Origin of the sequence: Vibrio eleionomae (assembly GCF_009874545.1) — a bacterium.
In the GTDB taxonomy this organism is placed as follows: Bacteria; Pseudomonadota; Gammaproteobacteria; order Enterobacterales; family Vibrionaceae; genus Vibrio; species Vibrio nitrifigilis.
The window spans coordinates 14487-34396 of sequence record NZ_WEKT01000047.1; the positions used below are offsets into that span (position 1 = coordinate 14487).

Consider the following 19910-nt stretch of genomic DNA (forward strand, 5'->3'; position numbering starts at 1 on the left):
CGTGAATATTTCTTTACTCGAAGTGGATAATCTATCGAAAGAGTTTGTTGTTCGCCAAGGGCTATTTCGTAAACGTGTTTATGAAGCTGTGAAACCAGTGAGTTTTCGCTTAGAAGCAGGTCAAACCGTCGGTTTTATCGGCCAAAACGGCTCAGGCAAATCGACGCTTGCACGTATGCTCGCAGGAATGATCGAACCCTCTAACGGAAATATTCGTGTGAATGGTGAGTTACTCGAACATAAAGATTACTCGACTCGCTGTAAGCTGATTCGTATGATTTTCCAAGATCCGAATACTTCGCTTAATCCGCGTCTGCAAATTGGGCATATCTTGGAAGGCCCACTAAAACGAAATACCAATATGTCTCCCGAAGATCGCATAAAGCGGGTTAGAGAAACATTAATACGTGTCGGTTTATTGCCGGAACATGCGTATTTCTATCCGCAAATGCTTGCAACAGGGCAAAAGCAGCGCGTCTGTTTAGCCCGAGCACTGATTCTTCAACCATCAATCATTGTTGCCGATGAAGCCCTAAATGGCTTAGACATGGCAATGCGATCGCAGATCATTAATCTGTTCTTAGAATTACAAGAAGAGATGGGTGTTTCATTTGTCTATGTTTCACAGCATATTGGCGTGGTAAAGCACATTACAGATAAAGTCATGGTCATGCATGAAGGTGAAGTGGTTGAATTTGGTGAAACTCAAGAGGTGTTATCTAACCCACAGCACCCTATCACCGAACGTATGATTGAAAGCCATTTTTATAAAGCACCAAGCTTCAAAAATAAATAATCACCATGCGACATAGGGCATCACACTCGGTGCCCTACTCTCGTATATCTGCGTTCCATTCTTTCCGTGATTGCTTCGACTTAGGCTCATTGACGAAACTCTGAATCCTGCATCTTGAGGTCATGTGGGTCTGTTTAGCAGTAAGGCCAGTTAAAAGATTCGTACTGATTATGCAATTTCCACAATATACAACTACACTTTACTGCAAAAACGCCATGTAGGATTGTCAGTGCGAAAACTTGTGTATTTTCTGCTAGTTATTACCCATTCATTCTTTAGTCTGTCTGCCTTCAGCCAACAGTTGACAGCGGTAGTCGGTTTGCAAAATGGCTGGCCACCGTACGTTATTGATGCTGAGCGACCAACAGGATTATCGGTGCAAATCGTGTCACGCGCTTTTGCTCTATCCGGATACTATCTAGACTTACGCATCACGCCATGGTCGCGAGCTTTAAAAGAGGTGCAGCGAGGAGCCGATGCCGTATTGATTGCCGCTTGGTATTCAGAAGAGCGCGAGCAATCCATGATTTTTTCCGATCCTTACCTGTTTAACGAAATTAGTTTTATTACTTTGAGGAAAAACCCCGTTGATTGGGGGACTTACCAAGATTTAGTTGGTAAAAGTGTCGGTATTATTCGCAATTATGCCTATGACGCTGATTTTATGTCGACCGATAAAGTTAAGAAAATCCCAGCCGCCGATTTAGTCACAAATATTCGCAAACTCCAAACTGAAAGAATTGATTTGATCATAGAGGAATACCGCGTTGCTCTATGGACAATGAGACAGCACAATATCCCGACCAACATATTTCAAAAAGTTTACCCTAATGTGTCCTACAATGGGCTTTATGTGGCAGCAGGGAAACTAAATCCCAATGCACAGAAATACATAACAGCTTTTAATGCAGGTCTTAAACAGTTGATCGATTCTGGCGAGTTACAACACCTTATTGAGCAATTTGATGAGGTAACGAATTAGTCGTTGCCCCAGTATTCAACAGTTTCCTTTTATGAACATCAGAAAATTTGCATATATGCGTATAATGAACGTATTAAATTCTATGTGGAATGACTAATCCTTCAGCTCAGTACATGCCTAATTGCGGATACATTCGCTTTGAACTGGCATCTTGAGGTTATTTTATTATACATTTCGATAAGTTTGCCTTACTGACATTATCACTCCACCATGTTCACTTGTAGGAATACGTCTCTACATTTTCCCGGGATTTTTTATGAACAATGCAATCGATATATCATGGTGGCAATTAGCTCTATTTGGTTTGATTTTGTCCATTCCACTAGCCATCAATGCTTATCATCAGCTTGGACTCGCCAAAGACATCGTTATTTCCATCGGCCGCATGGCGATTCAGCTCTTTTTAGTTGGGAGTTATCTGCAATATTTATTTAATCTTAATAACCTATGGATCAATATTGCCTGGATGCTCTGTATGATCACGGTTGGGGCGAGTTCGATTTTATCTAAAACACACTTACCGAAACGATTGCTCTTATTACCCATCACGTTAGCTCTAGGGATCGGTATGTTCCCTACACTAGCCATCATTTGTCTTACCATGGTGCAACCTACCCCTCTTTACAGTGCCCAATATATGATCCCACTAGCAGGGATGCTGCTTGGTAACACTATCAGCAGCAATATTATTGCACTACAGAACCTATTTAGTTGCTACCAAAGACGGAAGGGAGAATACGAAGCAGCCATAGCCTTAGGTGCAGCACCTACGTACGCATCACGCTCCTTTGTTCGGGAAGCGTTACAAAAAGCCTCCGCACCATTGTTAGCCTCTATGGCTACTATTGGTTTAGTCACTTTACCAGGAATGATGACAGGTCAAATCTTAGGTGGCGCCTCACCTATGATAGCGATTAAATACCAGTTAATGATAATGACCGGTATTTACGTCACCATGAATGTGTCTTTAGTCTGCACCGTTCATTTGAGCCTAAGAAAAGTTCTGACTCGCGAAGGTCGAATACTTGTCGAGCTCACTAAGCTGAACAAATAGTCACCAAAAGTGTGAGTTATGCCCATCGCGCGGATCAAACATAACCTGTGGACAAGATCATTATTAATTTGGAAGATCACAGTTCCCTTGTTCAATAACTGTAAACGATGCAAAGTCGCTATAAGAAATAGCCAATATTGTTAAGTGAAAGTTATTATTGAATGAGAAAAATGACACTTGCATGTTGCACGAAAAACGTGCGTTTTTTGCACTATTTTTCATCACCTTAAGTTACACACGAGATTTAAAACAGGTTATCCACAGAAAATGTGGATAACCTTAAATGATCACAACGTACTTATAAGCTAACGTCGAAATGCAGACATAAAAAAAGCGATCGTAATGACCGCTTTTTAGAACAATAAATTGAACGCTTAGTGTTTTTTCAAGAACACAGTCCAGTACAGAAGACCAACAACGATACCGCCACCAATCATATTACCAATAGTCACTGGAATTAAGTTATTCACAATGAATGTTGCCCAGTTAAGGTCAGCAAAATTAGCAATATTGGCACCAGTCACTTGCCAAAACGATTCAGGAGCAAACGCTTTGATACCAATCGCCATTGGTACTTGGAACATGTTAGCAATACAGTGCTCGAAACCTGAAGAAACAAACATAGCGACAGGTAAAACCAGAAGCAGCACTTTATCAGACATAGAGCGAGCACCGAATGTCATCCATACACCAAGACATACTAATAGGTTACACATAAGACCAAGTGCAACGGCTTGAATAAATGTGTGGTGCAATTTGTGTTGTGAGATGTGCATTGCGTTAATACCCAGCAAACCACCGTCGCTCATGTATTGCTTGGTCGTTAGCATAATGACAACCATTAACATAGAACCAAAGAAGTTACCGGCATAAACAATCGCCCAGTTTTTGAACATCTGTTTCCATGTGATCTTGCCGCATGCTTTTGCCACTAAAGTAAGCACTGAGCTTGTAAACAGTTCACCACCAGTTACAACCACTAAGATTAAACCTAAGCTAAATGCAAGGCCACCCATTAACTTACTAAAACCGAAAGCCACATCTTGAGTACCAGTGGTAACTAAAGTGTAAAAAACAAAGGCGATACCAATTTGGATACCTGCAGAAACAGCAAGTAAAAATGATTTATAAGCAGGCTTAGTCGCCTTACCTACACCAACTTCAGCGGCACGTTCAGCCATCTGTTGTGGGGATAATGCGTCGATTTGGTTAAGTTCCATAATTGATTTACGTTTTGATACAAATTTAAAGTGATGCGATAATCGCCTTATTTCTTATTCAGTTCAAGTTGTATTTATAATATTTAACAAAATAAATCACTTTATTATCTAGTTAGCTAAATATATGTCCCATCCCTTCACCTTTTTGAACAAATAACACCAGAATTATTTATAATCTGTTCATAATTTTTATTCTCTTAATTGCACTTCACTTCTGTTCATCTTTAATTAATCAAAATCTTTATTTATTACTATTAGTTAATTTAAACAAAATTTAATTAACATTTAGCATAAAGAGAATCCCCATCTAACTGCCCTGCTGTATGAACACTTGTTTACACGATAAGACTCATTGTTTATTACCCAGTGAACATCAAACTAACTCACTGATACAATTCAATATTAACGTCAAAATGTTGATAATTACCCCGTTAAAGTGGTCTAGCTAACAGATTCGTTTTTGACTTATTGCGACAATGGCAGGGCAAGCTATCTTGTAATGGTGTTATGAATTACAAGATGGTATTGAGTATCGTAATAGGGCGCTTTATACAATCAGTCACCCATTATTGTAATTGAAGATGATGATGTGAATTGCGGATAATTAATGTTAACCAATTATTAGGTAGGGGTAACACAATGAAATTTCAGCCAAACCAAATCGAAGAATTAAACTTAATTCTCCAGTTTGACTTAAGCAGTACCGCTAATGGAATTAAGGTTCATAGTGACGCATTACCAGCCATACAAACTGCGGTGCAAAACCTATTTGAGAAAGGACTTTGTACCCAGCCTGACGGTGGATACTTGACCCACGAAGGCATTGAACTAGCCGAATGTATCCACAAAATTCATCGAATTCTCGATTGATTCATCATCTATGTATATATACCCAAGTAACCTCAAGATACTGTTTCAACGAGAATGGTTTCACTCTTAGACAAGGCACTGATTTGAAGACATAGTCATTCTACTTTAAAAATCAGCAATATATCCCTAGGAGTGAATACAACTCGCCCTTCGGGATCTCATTTGGGTATACCTATAAAAAAGAGTGCTTTCGCACTCTTTTTTATTCACCACAACACAAGAACAGCTGATTCACTGTTGTCACTGTTGTGCTGTCTCATCAGTTGTAGTAGAAGTTGTCACAGACGTATCCGTTGCTACGGCAGGTGTTGCAACCGCGGTAGGCTCGACAGGAGTGTCAACTTTATTACTCACTTCTTTGTTGCTTTCAGATGGAGCAATCGTGCTATCAGCCGCATCATAAGCTGCTGGAGACGGTTTGCTATTTAGCTGTTGTTCTAAACGTTCAATCAACTTGGTTTGCTGCTCAATTTGATTTTGATACGCACTAGACAAAGTATGCTGCTGTTTTAGTTCAGCAGTTAACTTATTATTATCGCTCAACAACTGTTCTGTTTTTGCCTGGCTCTTATTTAATTTTTCGAGTAACAGATCGGTTTTATCCGCACTACGTAATTTCTTGACCTGCTCTAGAACTTTTTCAGCTTGCTCGCGAAAAACAACGTCGCGGAAATCTGAACCATCAATCGCTTTTGAGATAGTCAGTAATTGATTCTCTGTATCGAGTACATAGTTTTCAAACTGCCCATCTTCAATCGCAGCCAATACTTTTACTTGATGAGTCACTTGTTTAACATGTTGTATTTCAAAGCGAGCTTTCGCTACAGCCGCTTTAATGGCTACTTTATCACGAGGGTTGCCCGCTACCACGTTGGACGCTAACTGAATTTCACTCTGTGCAGCGCTAAATGTCATAGGAGCAACCGTATTAAACTCTTCACGTTTAAGTACATATAGCTCTTGCTCAAGTGGCGAGATATAAACCTTGTGTTCCACTTTTATTTCGAGCTTGCGGCCATTGGCTAAGAATTCTACCTGGTTCTCCTGGGCATCTTCTAATTCATCATCCGCAACATCATCAAACAACTCTTCATAGTCAGAGAGCAACGAGCGGTACTCATCAGGGAAATGACGATTAGCAAAAATAGCATCAAGCTGATTCATCTGCGCAATAGAATCGGCTAAAAGCACATCAGCTTTGGCTTTTAGTTGTTCTAATTTTTTATACGCAGCATCCACGGCGATAATTTTTTCGTTGTACGCTTGCGCATAGCTTTGACTGGAAAAGAAAGAGCGATCTTCAAGTGTTACGGTAGGATTTTTTTCCATCACTTTGTAAAGATCGGAGGCTTCGTTCCACGCTTTTAACAACGTTTTGTACGTTGTAGGCGAATAAATTTTAAGAGCGTCAACATGACTAAGGTTTTTAGTCCAAGTAGTATGCGTATCTTTCACTTTCTCGAATTCAACATTCGCTTGTTGCTGTTCTTGATTCGTTTGACTTGCTTGCTGCGGCTCTTTAGGCGTACTTTGACACCCCATAAGAGCAACTAACACAGAAGCCACTACTGTCATACGTAGTTGATTCATACTTGGTCCTTTATGGCGATACTCGGTTTGTTGACGAGTAGGTATTCGAATAGACAATAATGTCATTATTATCAAAAACGAGAAATTATGACATTAGTTCGACTATTTTATTACAAATCTAAGTTTAGGTTAATCTGAAATTCAATTAAATTCAGGTGGTCTATCTGCAGCAGTTGAATCAATCGCGCCACAGATAGGTATCGTTCACACATGCAAAGTATAGATTAAATATGCCACAGTGCTCGCAGAATACGATTTGAAACGTTATGATCATAGGGTTTAACCACCTAGGTTTATTAGCCGTAAGTACTTAGATAACATGCTGATATACAACATTGTTATTTGAGTAACAACACGACATTTCATTGTGAAATTAGCCGTAAAGGTTAACGCAGCAGGAGAAATTCAAAGGAAGCAATATTATGAGTCGAGTGGTGATTATCGGTGCAGGTTGGCTTGGTCAGCCATTGGCCCAATCTTTGTTAAAGCAGCAAATGAAAGTTAGCGTCACTAAAACCCAAATGGCTGGTGTTGAGATGCTTGCCAAACAAGGGATCCCAAGTTTTCTTTGCAATCTCACAACACCCGATGCCCTAACAGAACAGCTGTTTCAACGTCAGTGTGACACTGTTATTGGTTGCTTTCCCCCTGGTTTTCGTCGCGGTAACGGCGACGAATACGCTCATTACTGGGGTAACTTAGTGACACACGCTCATGCGGCGGGTGTAAAGAAAATCATCATGATCAGTTCAACATCGGTCTACCCTAACCTTGGTCAAATTATGCATGAAGAAGATGCCAGTTACAGCCTAGCGCTAAACAATGACACCTTCACCGATAATGCTCGCATCCTATTAAAAGCAGAACAGTGTGTGATCGATTCAGGATTAGACTATGTCATTATTCGTTGCAGCGGCCTGTTTGGTGCCGATCGTCACCCAGCTCGTTTTGCAACACGACTAAAATCTGTGAGTAGCGAGGCACCAGCCAATATGTTGCATCAGAAAGATGCGATAGGAATTACCGAATTTTCTCTGCGCCACCTTTCACGTCAAGTTATCAACGCGACGACCCCTAATACGGTGAGTAAGGCGCAATTCTACCAAGCTGCATTAGACATCATTGGATCAAAAGAGCCACTGCCACCAATCAATGATCTACCAGATAAACAGATAGTCAGTGATAAATTGATCCGGCTTGGGTATTCATTCCATTATACAAATACTCTGGAGGCACTGTCCGATAATGAGTAAACATCTATATCAACATTTAGAGACTTTATGGCGCTATATGCAGCTTGATCATCAACTGCAACCCGCCGATGTGATCATCACCATGGGAAGCAACGATACTCGTGTTGCCGAGCATGCCTCTAACCTTTACCTACAAGGATTAGCACCGTTGATTGTATTTAGTGGTCAACATGGTCGTCTTACCCGAGGAGTCTTTGATACACCGGAAGCAGAACGTTTTGCCGAAGTGGCGATTGACGCAGGCGTTCCTCAAGAAAGTATTCTGCTTGAAAAGCGTGCGCAAAATAGTGGCGAAAACGTGCGTTTCAGTTACGAACTATTGAGCGAACATGGTATTGCTCCCAAACGGGTTATTTTGGTGCACAAACCTTATAAAGAACGTCGCGCGTACGCGACTTTTATGAAGCAATGGCCAACGGCGGTCGATAGTTTACAAGTCACATCATGTACCAACGACTTTTTTGAATACCTGACTGAAGATATGACGTTAGATCTGGTCATTGAACAACTGCTTGGCGATTATGAACGTATCGTTAACTATCCGGATAAAGGATTTCAAATTAGCCAACCCATCCCAGAAGAAGTCGCTCAAGCTTATCAAGCGTTAATCAAGATCTTTGGTAACGACGCAGCGGCTTAATGTTGTCTTTCACAGAATGCAGAAAGGGAGCCGACGCTCCCTTTCTTTTATTACGCTGTGACCACTAGCCATTAAATGCCTAATGCTTCTTTATAGTGCTTACGACAGACTGACACATATTTGTCGTTACCGCCGATAGCAACCTGATCACCTTCTTTAATTGGATTGCCATGCTCATCAGTACGAATCACCATGGTGGCTTTACGGCCACAGTGACAAATGGTTTTTAACTCGACTAATTTATCCGCCCACGCTAACAGATATTTACTGCCTTCAAACAATTCGCCCTGAAAATCGGTTCTTAATCCGTAACAAAGTACAGGTATGCCTAATTTATCAACAACTTCTGTTAATTGATGAACCTGCTCTTTAGTCAAAAACTGACACTCATCAATCAAAATACAGTGACGTTTTTGTTGGGTATGAATCACGGTAATATCTGCCAAGAGATCCGAATTTTCATGATAAAGATACGCATCGGCTTCTAGGCCAATTCTTGAACTGACTTTACCCACACCAAATCGATCATCAATCGCTGCGGTAAAGATCGCAGGCGTCATACCGCGCTCTTTATAGTTAAATGCCGATTGTAATAACGTCGTAGATTTACCCGCATTCATTGCTGAGTAATAAAAATACATCTGAGCCAAAAGAACAATTCCTACATTTTGCTGGTCGACCACCAGCACAAATAGCAACATTGAATCCATCGTCAATAATGAACGACTTGGATAATTGACCAACATTGATATAAAAAATAAGTGGCGCGCATTGTAACAAAAAAGCGACCTATTGCGGTCGCTTTTCTTATTACTTGATCACTTTTCAGTGCAAAACTAAAACGTTTATGCGTCTTGGTCTTCTTGCGCTGCTTTAACTGTGATAGCTAGCTCTTCCAATGCAGCAGGATTTGCGTAGCTTGGCGCGTTCGTCAATGGACACGCTGCTGCAGTTGTTTTAGGGAAAGCAATCACATCACGGATATTCTCAGTGCCACACAGCAGCATCACTAAACGGTCAAGACCAAATGCTAAACCAGCGTGTGGTGGTGTACCATATTTAAGAGCATCTAGTAAGAAACCGAATTTTGCACGTTGTTCCTCTTCGTTAATACCCAACACATCGAACACAGCTGACTGCATTTGTGCATTATGAATACGAACAGAACCACCGCCCACTTCGTAACCATTTAGAACCATATCGTAAGCATTTGAGTTCGCAGCTGATGGGTTAGCTTTCAGTTCTTCTGGTGTTACGTTAAGCGGTGAAGTAAATGGATGGTGCATCGCTGCGATGTTACCTTCGTCATCACTCTCAAACATTGGGAAATCGACAACCCATAGTGGTGCCCACGCTTCAAGATCCGTCAGCTCTAAATCAAGACCCACTTTTAGACGTAGCGCGCCTAGAGCATCCGTCACAACATTGGCTTTATCGGCACCAAATAGAATGATGTCACCCGATTGAGCGTTAGTACGTTCTAACAGAGCACCGATCACTTCTTCATTTAGGAACTTAGCCACTGGCGATTGAATACCGTCAAGACCCGCTTCACGATCATTCACTTTCATCCATGCTAAACCTTTTGCACCGTAAACCGACACATACTGAGTGTATTCATCAATTTGTTTACGAGTCAGTTTAGCGCCACCAGGCACACAAAGTACGGCTACGCGACCTTTTTCGTCGTTCGCAGGACCAGCAAAAACTTTAAATTCAACGTCTTTAACGATGTCAGCCACATCAACAATTTCTAGCGGGTTACGCAGGTCTGGTTTATCAGAACCAAAACGGCGCATTGCTTCGCTATATTCCATAATTGGGAAATGACCTAGATCGACATCGAGTAACTCTTTCCACATATCACGAACCATGGTTTCTGTAACACCACGTACTTCTTCCGCCGTCATGAATGACGTTTCGATATCAATTTGGGTGAATTCAGGCTGACGGTCTGCACGCAAATCTTCATCACGGAAACATTTTACGATTTGGTAGTAACGATCAAAACCAGACATCATCAATAGCTGTTTAAATAACTGAGGTGACTGTGGTAAAGCGTAGAATTTACCTTTGTGTACACGGCTAGGAACTAAGTAGTCGCGCGCACCTTCTGGCGTTGCTTTCGTCAATACTGGAGTTTCAATATCTAAGAAGCCTTGCTCATCAAGGAAACGGCGCACGAAACTTGATGCTTTAGCACGCAATTTGATGCGATCGCTCATTTCAGGGCGACGTAAATCTAAGTAGCGGTATTTTAGACGCTGCTCTTCTGAGTTCTTTTGATTCGAGTCAAGTGGAAGCGGCTCTGAACGGTTAATGATTTCCAACCCTGTTGCCAAGATTTCCACTTCACCTGTTGCCATATCTTTATTGATTTGGCTGTCTGGGCGAGCACGAACTCTACCAGTTAATGTAATACAGAATTCGCTGCGCAGTTGGTTCGCAATTGCAAACACGTCAGCCATATCTGGATCGATAACTACCTGAACGATACCTTCACGATCTCGCATATCAATGAAGATAAGACCGCCTAAATCACGACGACGGTTAACCCAGCCGCTCAGTTCCACAGTTTGTCCAACGAGGGACTTGTTCAGGTGACCACAATAATGGCTACGCATAATAAATTTCCCAATCTCTTTAATTTATCATTCAACTTTACGCTGCAGTTATTTCAACTATCTGCAGTACAAGATGTCATTTATACGCTGAACGGTCGGGAAAATCGACCTTACAGCAGATAAAATCCGTTCATTTATTCCCACTTGACTATTTTTGGTACAATATTCAGCCAAATCAGCTATCAAGACGAAAAAATTGCGGTCGATTATAGCGCTAAACTGTCTTCGGTTACAAAGCGATGTTAGAGTCTATTATTCACTAAGTTATCAAATGGAATGTCCGATGCCCTCACCTACTTCTCGGTTATTAAGACTAGGTTTGACTATGTGGTCACACTCGGGATGGCAGAGTGAATTTTATGGAAAAGGGACTCAATCGAGTGAGCGACTGGCTAAATACGCCAGTGTATTTAGCACTGTAGAAGGTAACACGACATTTTATGCTTCGCCTTCAGCACACACCGTCTTAAACTGGCATGATGCAACACCGGATGAGTTTCGTTTTACCTTCAAATTACCGAAACAAATCACCCATCAAAATGCGCTACGGCATAGTCAACAAGACGTCGCCGATTTTTTGCAGCTCATGTCCCCACTGGCAGAAAAAATTGGCATGTGGACCATTCAATTACCGGCCAATTTTGGACCCGATGATTTTGTAGCATTAGTGCAATTTTGCCAGCAATTTCCCAGAGACATTCCTTTAGGGGTCGAAGTACGCCATCCCGCATTTTTTGCGAAACAAGACGCCGAAAAACAGTTGAATCAATGGCTGTTAGAACAAGGTATCAACCGTATCATTATGGATAGCCGACCCGTTTTTGCGGCAAAAGCAGACAATGAAGTCATTATCGATGCGCAGAAAAAGAAACCTCGCGTTCCTGTACACGCCATTGCAACCGCTCACTCGCCGATGATTCGATTTATCGGCCACCCCGAGCTCGATGCCAACTTAGAATTTTTTGCACCTTGGTTAAGTAAACTCCCTGCGTGGATAGCTCAAGGGAAACAACCCTACTTAATGATCCACACGCCAGACAATGTGTTAGCCCCTCAATTGGCGGTTAAGCTATACCAACAATTACAGACTCAGCTCGACTTAACCACACTACCCAGTTTTCCAGCAGCAGTCGATCAACAGCAACTGTCTATGTTTTAATGGCTGCAACGTTTTAATAACTTCAGTGTGTTAGTTGCCTCAACAATGTCTTGACTAAACCGAATACATTGTCGTTCCCCCTACCTTGCGCTGACTTAGAGTTACCGATAAAAAGCACGATTCGATAGGTAGAGCCAATCAATTACCTTTCCGAATCATTTCCTTTAGTTCATCTAATGACACCAGCAGGAATTTTTCATAAAATACGCGCCTTTCAAGATCTCAGTGACGTGAATGAAACTGAGGTTATTTGCAGTAACGAGGTCGTAATGCCTAATAAAGACACCATATTTTCAGCTCCAATCGATAAGATTGGTGATTTTACTTTTGACGAACGTGTCGTCGAAGTATTTCCTGATATGATTCAGCGCTCAGTGCCTGGTTATAGCAACATTATTTCAGCGATTGGTATGCTCGCCGAACGCTTTGCTAAACCAAACACGAACGTTTATGACCTTGGGTGTTCTTTAGGTGCTGCCACGCTCTCGATTCGTCGCCATATTGAAGCTCAAGAAGGTTGTCAGATCATTGCTGTCGATAATTCTCATGCGATGGTTGAACGCTGTAAATTGCACGTCAATGCCTACCGCTCAGATACACCGGTTAACGTTATTGAAGCCGATATTCGCGACATTAACATAGAAAACGCGTCTGTCGTGGTCATGAACTTCACGCTGCAATTCTTATCTCCAGAAGATCGCTACGCTCTATTAGAAAACATTTACCAAGGATTGCGCCCAGGCGGGATATTAATCCTGTCAGAGAAATTCGTTTTTGCTAACGACAAATCACATGAACTTCTTATCGATTTACACCATGATTTCAAACGAGCGAACGGTTACAGTGAACTAGAAATCAGTCAAAAGCGCAGTGCAATTGAAAATGTGATGCTGCCCGATTCCATCGATACGCACAAAGAACGCTTTGCTAAATTGGGCTTTAGTAGCTTTGAAGTTTGGTTCCAGTGTTTCAACTTTGGCTCAATGTTCGCCATTAAGTAATTGTTTAGGTTAGAGTGATATCGACTAGTCCCGATAACCTCATTAACACCACGTTATACTCGGACTAGTTAGTTAGGTAATCGTATTCATGTTTAATTTTGCTCGCATCTATCAGCTTATTGCTGAGGACACTCGTCTTCAACCATGGCTGAATGTTCTTCCTCAACAGCTGACAGATTGGCAAGAGCAGCCACACGGCGATATCGCCCGCTGGTTTCGTGCCCTTAAAAAAATTCCTGATACTGCACCTGATGTTATTGATATCAAAGACTCGGTAACTCTGCATAACCATGAGCCTCTGCCACATGGCGAACAACAGAAGCTAGAAAATCTGCTAAAGACGTTTCACCCTTGGCGTAAAGGACCTTATTCAGTTCACAACATTCATATCGATACTGAATGGCGTTCAGATTGGAAATGGGACCGTCTTGTTCCTCATATTTCTGACCTGACAAACCGCACTGTTTTAGATGTAGGCTGTGGTAACGGTTATCATATGTGGCGCATGTTAGGCACCGGTGCAAGGCAAGTGTGGGGCATTGATCCATCTGAGCTATTTTTGGTGCAGTTTGAAGCGATTCGCAAACTCATGGGTAACGATGAGCGCGTCAACCTCTTACCATTAGGCATTGAGCAACTTCCAGAACTAGAAGCCTTTGATACAGTATTTAGCATGGGAGTTTTATATCACCGCCGCTCTCCAATTGATCACCTTATCCAATTGAAAAATCAACTGGCTTCAGGTGGTGAGTTAATTCTCGAAACCTTGGTGATTGAAGGGGATGAAAATGCCGTACTGGTGCCATTTGATCGCTATGCTCAAATGCGCAATGTCTATTTCTTCCCTTCTGCTTTGGCTTTAAAAGTATGGTTAGAAAAAGTCGGTTTTATCGACGTTAAAATTGTCGATGAGAATGTCACTTCCCTTGATGAGCAGCGCACCACGGAGTGGATGACGCACAACTCATTACCGGATTATATTGACGCAGAGAATCCAGCCTTGACCGTTGAAGGACACCCTGCGCCGAGACGAGCGATTTTGATAGCAAAAAAACCATAATTGACATAGTTTTAACTATCTTTTGCTTTCATAAGGCTAAGCTATGGGTCAAAAGCTCATAGCTTGCTTAATAATAACTCTATTTTTTGGTTGTTTAGCCCATATTACAAGTCTGTTTTTCATGGGGTTATTAGACTAATTAATAATAAAATAACTAACACTACTTAAGAAATTAAATAAGGTCGCAAATGTTTAAGCGAATAGCACCCGTTATTGCACTCAGTATGCTTTCAGGTTGCACTATGATGAACGGTGATGAACATCATCAAGCTACGCTAGCTGCCATTCAACACTCTGAATCTCACATCGATAACCATCTCACCAATTTGGAATTACAAATCAGTAATCAAATGGACTATATCGATAGTTTAGAAAGAGAAATCACTTCCTTAAAAAAACAAGTTCGTAAACTAGAGCACACCGCATCGGAAATCGATGATCAAACCGGGTTAGCGGCCAAGCAAGATGATCAGGTTCCTACTCTGGCTGTGCCAGAATCCACGGTAGCGGCACGCCATCAACAAGTGCTCGGCTCTTTAGAGAAAGTCACTATCGATTCCTTGGACAAAACCTTTACTGCCCGTGTTGATACCGGTGCAGCCTCTTCGTCATTGAATGCTGTTGATGTTCAAGAATTTGAGCGAAATAGCAAAAAATGGGTTCGATTCCATTTAGTCGCAGGTGACGATGTGGCAAAAGATGCAAAATGGATAGAAGCACCTATAGTGCGTTATGTGAGAATTCTCCAAGCTAATAGTGAGAAAGCACAACGCCGTGCAGTTGTTCAATTATGGGTTAAACTTGGTGATATTCATGAGAAGACACCATTTACCTTGGCCGACCGCTCACAGATGAGTCACCCAGTACTGCTGGGAAGAGATTTTATTCGTGATATCGCCGTAGTCGATGTCAGCAAACAATACGTTCAAACTAGTAAAAATACTAAGTAAAGGTCATTTATGACATCAAAAGTCCCGTTTTACATATCCATCCTGCTCTTAATTATTGCAGGGATAACATTAAGTGTAATGCGTCACCAACAATACGGAGTGCCTTGGACTCCTGGCGAAACTCGCCAAGTCTGGGATCTAGAAGCTCGTATTGAATTTTATGCCAATGACAAACCCGTTAAAGTCTCTTTAGCTGCTCCAGCAACCCAAGATGGCTTCACTTTAATTAACGAAAGTGCCTCATCGCCAGGTTACGGTGTCTCTTATATTTCTAGTAATTCTGGCCGCCGTGCTGAATGGTCTATCCGTCATGCTAAAGGTCCACAAACGATTTATTACAAAACCCAGTTTTTAGTGGATCCTAATGCACAATCAACCCCAATTCCTCCTGTTGGCGAGATTCAAAAACCGACCTTCGACGGTCCAGAAGAAGCGGCAGCGGTAGCATTGATCAATCGAGCTACCCGTTTATCGGCAGAGCCGGTCAGTTTTACTCGTGAGCTGATTAAAACCCTTAACGATCCTGAAAGTCAGAACGCATCACTACTGTTAAACAACATGACCAAATATGAAGCAACGCAAAAATTGTTGTCTTATGCAGGCATGCAAAACAAAGTCGTGGGTGTTATTCAACTCGAAGATGGCCGTCGTCGCCAATCGATTGAGATGATGAACGAAATCTGGAATGGCGAAAAATGGGTTCTATTTAATCCAGAAACAGGCACGCAACCGACTCACCCTAACCTATTGGTTTGGGACGAATCAAATGTTTCTCTGCTTGATGTTGTTGGTGGTCGTAACAGCCAAATTTACTTCAGCATGATTTCGCAAGATATGTCCGCTCAGCAAGCGACGAATAGTAAAGTTGAATCAGATGGCCTACTTAACCTATCTATTCACAGCTTACCGCTGGAAGAACAGGCAATGTTCAAAACGATTATGTTGATGCCTATCGGGGCATTAATTGTGGTGTTCTTGCGTGTGATCGTTGGTCTGAAAACATCAGGGACCTTCATGCCAGTGTTGATCGCGGTAGCGTTTGTACAAACGCAGTTGATGACTGGTATTATTGGCTTCCTCTTGATTGTCGGTACCGGTTTGATTATTCGTAGTTACTTATCTAAGTTGAACTTATTGCTGGTTGCGCGAATATCAGCGGTGATCATCGCGGTTATCTTGATCATCTCTATCTTTACTGTGGTGGCGTTTAAGTTAGGGTTAACGTCTGGCTTAACCATCACATTCTTCCCGATGATCATTTTGTCATGGACCATTGAACGTATGTCCATTCTTTGGGAAGAAGAAGGTACTAAAGAAGTCTTCATGCAAGGTGGTGGCTCGCTCTTTACTGCGATCCTTATCTACTTAGCAATGACTAACTCTTACGTACAGCACTTAACGTTTAACTTCATTGGCCTGCAGCTTGTGGTAATGGCAATCATTCTGTTATTGGGTACCTATACGGGTTACCGCATTTCAGAACTACGCCGTTTTAAACCGCTTGCAGAGGAAGATTAATATGCTGTTTTCACTCTCTGAATATACATCGCCATTCAAACTCCGTAAGAAAGGCATTATGGGGATGAATCAGCGTAATCACAGCTATATCGGTCGCTATAACGACCGATCTAAATATCCACTAGTCGACGATAAGTTAAAAACTAAACTGATTGCGCAACGTGCAGGCTGTACTGTACCCAAACTGATTGGCGTCATTAGCGACCAAGGTGCGGTGAAAGACGTCCATGAGATGGTGAAAGATTGGACAGGGTTTGTTATCAAACCCGCTCGTGGTAGTGGTGGTAAGGGTATCTTAGTCATCACATCCCATAAAGACGGCAGTTATACCAAGCCTTCAGGTGCGCAAATTGGTAAAGAAGATGTGGAACGCCATATCAGTAACACGTTGGCAGGCCTATTCTCTTTAGGCGGTAAAAACGACGTTGCTGTGGTCGAGAACCTTATCGAGTTCGACGATTGTTTCGACGGCTTCAGTTATGAAGGTGTACCTGACGTCCGTATTATCGTATTTAAAGGGTACCCGATTATGGCGATGATGCGTTTATCTACTTCTCATTCAGACGGTAAGGCCAACTTACACCAAGGCGCTGTTGGGGTGGGCATAGATATCGGGACGGGGAAGGCTGTGAAAGCGGTGCAATTTAACCGCCCCGTCACTCATCATCCGGATACCGATAAAGACCTATCGACTTTGCAAGTTCCGCACTGGAAAAACTTGTTAACCCTTGCCGCCAGCGCATGGGAAATGACGGGTCTTGGCTATATGGGGACCGACATGGTGTTGGATAAAAAAGAAGGCCCGATGGTACTTGAACTTAACGCTCGTCCTGGACTCGCTATTCAGATTGCCAACGGTTCAGGGCTATTACCTCGCCTTCACCATCTAGAAGCATTAGAAACACCACTTATCTACCCTTCCGCAGCAGAACGCGTTGAATACGCGATGAAGCATTTTGCTGTCGAAGATGACCACTTCTAGTTTCCAGTAACATCAGAAACCAATAAAGCCAGTCATTCGACTGGTTTTATTATTTTACTCACCCAGCAGTGGGAACTTAGCCATCATATTTTTTATTTAAATAAGCAAATGGTGCAAGGTCAACCAAGCAATCACCAGTAATGAAAACATTTCTATCGGTGTTAGGTTGTACTAAATACAAGCACAAACATCAAAACACCATGAATAGCCGAGCAGAAGAACACGACTGTTTTCCGGCCCAATTATCGGATAACTAAGGCATAATGATCATGTCTAGTGCACTACCGCCTCTCCCAACTGGAGATGATGATACTAACACTAGATAACGTTAGTTTGACAACTAGATACATCGGAGAATAAACGTTCCTCAACAACTCGGTTATCGCGACTATTTTTGAAAAAATGACACTTACAAAAAAGTACGTACTTACTTTTAGTGAGTTTAAATGGCAAGCTAAGTCGTATAGATTAAACCCATCCAATAAGGAACGATTATGATTGCTGTAACAGGTGCTACCGGACAACTGGGTCAACGAGTTATTGACCATCTATTGGCTAAAACAGAAGCGAACAATATTGTGGCTTTGGCTCGTGATACAGCTAAAGCCGTATCTCTTAAGGACAAAGGCATCGATGTTCGTCAAGCAGACTATAGTCAGCCAGATACCCTGTCCGATGCCCTCCAAGGAGTTGATAAACTATTACTCATTTCATCAAGCGAAGTAGGACAACGAGCCGCACAACATGCCAATGTGATCAATGCAGCGAAACAAGCAGGGGTAAGCCTTATTGCCTACACCAGTATTTTACACGCAGATACATCACCATTAGCGCTTGCAGCGGAGCATATAGAAACCGAAGCCTACCTAAAACAGGCCAATATTCCCCATGTACTACTTCGCAATAGTTGGTATACCGAAAACTATCTACTTAGCGTTGCGCCTGCCATCGAACATGGTGCATTTATTGGCTGTGCAAGTGATGGTCAAATCAGCTCCGCCCCCCGAGAAGACTACGCAGAAGCGGCAGCAGTAGTATTAACAAGCGAGCAACCACAAGCTGGAAAAGTCTATGAATTGGCAGGTGATGAAAGCTATACCTTAAGCGAACTTGCCGCACTGATTAGTGAACAATCAGGGAAAAACATTCCTTATATCAATATGCCAGAAGCCGACTATGCGAAAGCATTAGAAAGTGCCGGTATTCCAGCACCGTTCGCTGCGATATTAGCCAATTCAGATACAGGAGCGTCACAAGGCGGATTATTCGATGATAGTCATACGTTAAGTAAACTTATTGGCCACCCAACTCAGTCTGTATCTGCCATGATTAAGTCATTCTTATAAATATATTCCTGCATAAAAAAGGCCGCTTGATGCGGCCTAAAAGCTTTAATGGGAATGGAAACTTTATGATTTTTTATTAACGCACTGCACCGTTTAGTGGTACTTCTGCATCCGGTTCTTTAGTGATGCGGTTACGTAGGTCACGGCGGATAATTTCAATTGACCAGAACCATACTAGGTGACCAAAGATTTCTGACACATTTTCATACCAAGGTAAGTCCCATAGTGGAGGAGTTAATCCCATAGTAGTGAAAGAAATCCAGTGAACAGCAACTGTCGCTAAGAAGCCAGCTAGTAAACCTTGCCACAATTTAATTTTTGGAAAAACTTCAGCAACGATACAGTAACCAACGGCAAACACGATAGAGAATGTAATATGTGTCACACCCACCCAGTTAAACACATGCCCAGCAAAAGTGTATACCGGAGAGTTAGGATCGGTCACATGTAAGTAATCACGTAAAAATAGGTATGGTGGATTTAAAAAGTTACGTGAACAGTCAATATTGGCAGCAGCACGAATTAAGTGTTCTGGAGCACAAGCGGCTGTAAATATATCACTCGGACTGCGCGGAGGTAGTGGAACCTCGCCACCCCATTTAACGAAAGCGGACACAATACCTGCAATTAAACCGATAAAAGCTGCTAGACCGTAGCGGCGACGAGAGCTTGGAGTTTGTTCGAATAGATTCATGTGATACCCATAACTGTGTATGAAATTGTTGATATAGAAAGTAGCACCCTGAAGCACGTCAAATACGGATCTAGATCAATTTCAGGTCAGGTTCTTATAAATTACTGATATCAATATTGATCTAGACCATGATTTTATCGATGAATATTCCCACACTAGTACACAACGGTG

Annotated in this window: 18 protein-coding genes; 13 read left to right on the forward strand and 5 right to left on the reverse strand. The window is 42.1% G+C overall.

The annotated features are described in order from the left end of the window. The first annotated feature begins 1 nt into the window (after nt 1). The 3 genes from F9817_RS18560 to F9817_RS18570 all read left to right on the forward strand — a co-directional run bounded on the left by F9817_RS18560 (nt 2) and on the right by F9817_RS18570 (nt 2832). On the forward strand, nt 2–796 hold the full coding sequence (locus F9817_RS18560) for an ATP-binding cassette domain-containing protein (RefSeq protein WP_161157663.1): 795 nt from the start codon (nt 2–4) through the stop codon (nt 794–796). 229 nt (nt 797–1025) lie between these two features. Next, nucleotides 1026–1778, forward strand: coding sequence for a transporter substrate-binding domain-containing protein (locus F9817_RS18565; RefSeq protein ID WP_161157664.1), 753 nt, complete (start codon nt 1026–1028; stop codon nt 1776–1778). A gap of 256 nt (nt 1779–2034) precedes the next feature. Further along, nucleotides 2035–2832 (forward strand): ABC transporter permease, encoded by a 798-nt coding sequence (locus tag F9817_RS18570; protein WP_161157665.1) that lies wholly within the window; start codon nt 2035–2037, stop codon nt 2830–2832. Nucleotides 2833–3206: 374 nt separating this feature from the next. Here F9817_RS18570 and focA read toward each other — a convergent pair whose 3' ends face one another. Continuing rightward, nucleotides 3207–4052 (reverse strand): formate transporter FocA, encoded by an 846-nt coding sequence (focA, locus tag F9817_RS18575; RefSeq protein WP_161157666.1) that lies wholly within the window; start codon nt 4050–4052, stop codon nt 3207–3209. A 639-nt stretch (nt 4053–4691) separates the two neighbouring features. Between focA and F9817_RS18580 the strand changes: the two genes are divergently transcribed. Then, the gene (locus tag F9817_RS18580) at nt 4692–4922 is read left to right on the forward strand and encodes a TIGR02647 family protein (RefSeq protein ID WP_161157667.1); all 231 of its coding nucleotides are present in this window, start codon (nt 4692–4694) and stop codon (nt 4920–4922) included. Between the two features lie 240 nt (nt 4923–5162). On the opposite strand, the gene F9817_RS18585 is transcribed toward F9817_RS18580, so the two are convergent. After that, complete coding sequence (locus tag F9817_RS18585) at nt 5163–6512, reverse strand: DNA repair protein (protein ID WP_161157668.1); 1350 nt, start codon at nt 6510–6512, stop codon at nt 5163–5165. A gap of 422 nt (nt 6513–6934) precedes the next feature. Here F9817_RS18585 and F9817_RS18590 point away from each other — a divergent pair, with 422 nt between their 5' ends. Beyond that, entirely contained in the window at nt 6935–7765 is an 831-nt protein-coding gene (locus tag F9817_RS18590) for an NAD(P)H-binding protein (protein WP_161157669.1), read from the forward strand. Then, nucleotides 7758–8405, forward strand: coding sequence for a YdcF family protein (locus F9817_RS18595; protein WP_161157670.1), 648 nt, complete (start codon nt 7758–7760; stop codon nt 8403–8405). The genes F9817_RS18590 and F9817_RS18595 overlap by 8 nt, the downstream gene beginning before the upstream one ends. A gap of 71 nt (nt 8406–8476) precedes the next feature. Here the strand turns inward: F9817_RS18595 and F9817_RS18600 are convergent, their stop codons facing one another. Together F9817_RS18600 and aspS are read right to left on the reverse strand one after the other, a co-directional pair. After that, nucleotides 8477–9055, reverse strand: coding sequence for a thymidine kinase (locus F9817_RS18600; protein ID WP_161157687.1), 579 nt, complete (start codon nt 9053–9055; stop codon nt 8477–8479). A gap of 195 nt (nt 9056–9250) precedes the next feature. Beyond that, nucleotides 9251–11029 (reverse strand): aspartate--tRNA ligase, encoded by a 1779-nt coding sequence (gene aspS / locus F9817_RS18605; protein WP_161157671.1) that lies wholly within the window; start codon nt 11027–11029, stop codon nt 9251–9253. Between the two features lie 283 nt (nt 11030–11312). Here aspS and F9817_RS18610 point away from each other — a divergent pair, with 283 nt between their 5' ends. The 7 genes from F9817_RS18610 (at nt 11313) to F9817_RS18640 (ending at nt 19045) form a co-directional block, all read left to right on the forward strand. After that, nucleotides 11313–12188 carry a DUF72 domain-containing protein gene (locus F9817_RS18610; protein ID WP_161157672.1) on the forward strand — a complete coding sequence of 292 codons (876 nt, stop codon included), beginning with the start codon at nt 11313–11315 and terminating at the stop codon, nt 12186–12188. 269 nt (nt 12189–12457) lie between these two features. Next, on the forward strand, nt 12458–13189 hold the full coding sequence (gene cmoA, locus F9817_RS18615; RefSeq protein ID WP_161157673.1) for a carboxy-S-adenosyl-L-methionine synthase CmoA: 732 nt from the start codon (nt 12458–12460) through the stop codon (nt 13187–13189). 88 nt (nt 13190–13277) lie between these two features. Continuing rightward, nucleotides 13278–14249, forward strand: coding sequence for a tRNA 5-methoxyuridine(34)/uridine 5-oxyacetic acid(34) synthase CmoB (cmoB, locus tag F9817_RS18620; RefSeq protein WP_161157674.1), 972 nt, complete (start codon nt 13278–13280; stop codon nt 14247–14249). 188 nt (nt 14250–14437) lie between these two features. Next, nucleotides 14438–15199, forward strand: coding sequence for an ATP-dependent zinc protease family protein (locus F9817_RS18625; RefSeq protein ID WP_161157675.1), 762 nt, complete (start codon nt 14438–14440; stop codon nt 15197–15199). A gap of 9 nt (nt 15200–15208) precedes the next feature. Further along, the gene (locus F9817_RS18630; RefSeq protein WP_161157676.1) at nt 15209–16717 is read left to right on the forward strand and encodes an inactive transglutaminase family protein; all 1509 of its coding nucleotides are present in this window, start codon (nt 15209–15211) and stop codon (nt 16715–16717) included. A gap of 1 nt (nt 16718) precedes the next feature. Beyond that, nucleotides 16719–17699 carry an alpha-L-glutamate ligase-like protein gene (locus tag F9817_RS18635; RefSeq protein WP_161157677.1) on the forward strand — a complete coding sequence of 327 codons (981 nt, stop codon included), beginning with the start codon at nt 16719–16721 and terminating at the stop codon, nt 17697–17699. A 494-nt stretch (nt 17700–18193) separates the two neighbouring features. Continuing rightward, nucleotides 18194–19045 (forward strand): SDR family oxidoreductase, encoded by an 852-nt coding sequence (locus F9817_RS18640; RefSeq protein ID WP_161157678.1) that lies wholly within the window; start codon nt 18194–18196, stop codon nt 19043–19045. 76 nt (nt 19046–19121) lie between these two features. Here F9817_RS18640 and F9817_RS18645 read toward each other — a convergent pair whose 3' ends face one another. After that, nucleotides 19122–19739, reverse strand: coding sequence for a YagU family protein (locus F9817_RS18645; RefSeq protein WP_161157679.1), 618 nt, complete (start codon nt 19737–19739; stop codon nt 19122–19124). Nucleotides 19740–19910: the final 171 nt, after the last annotated feature.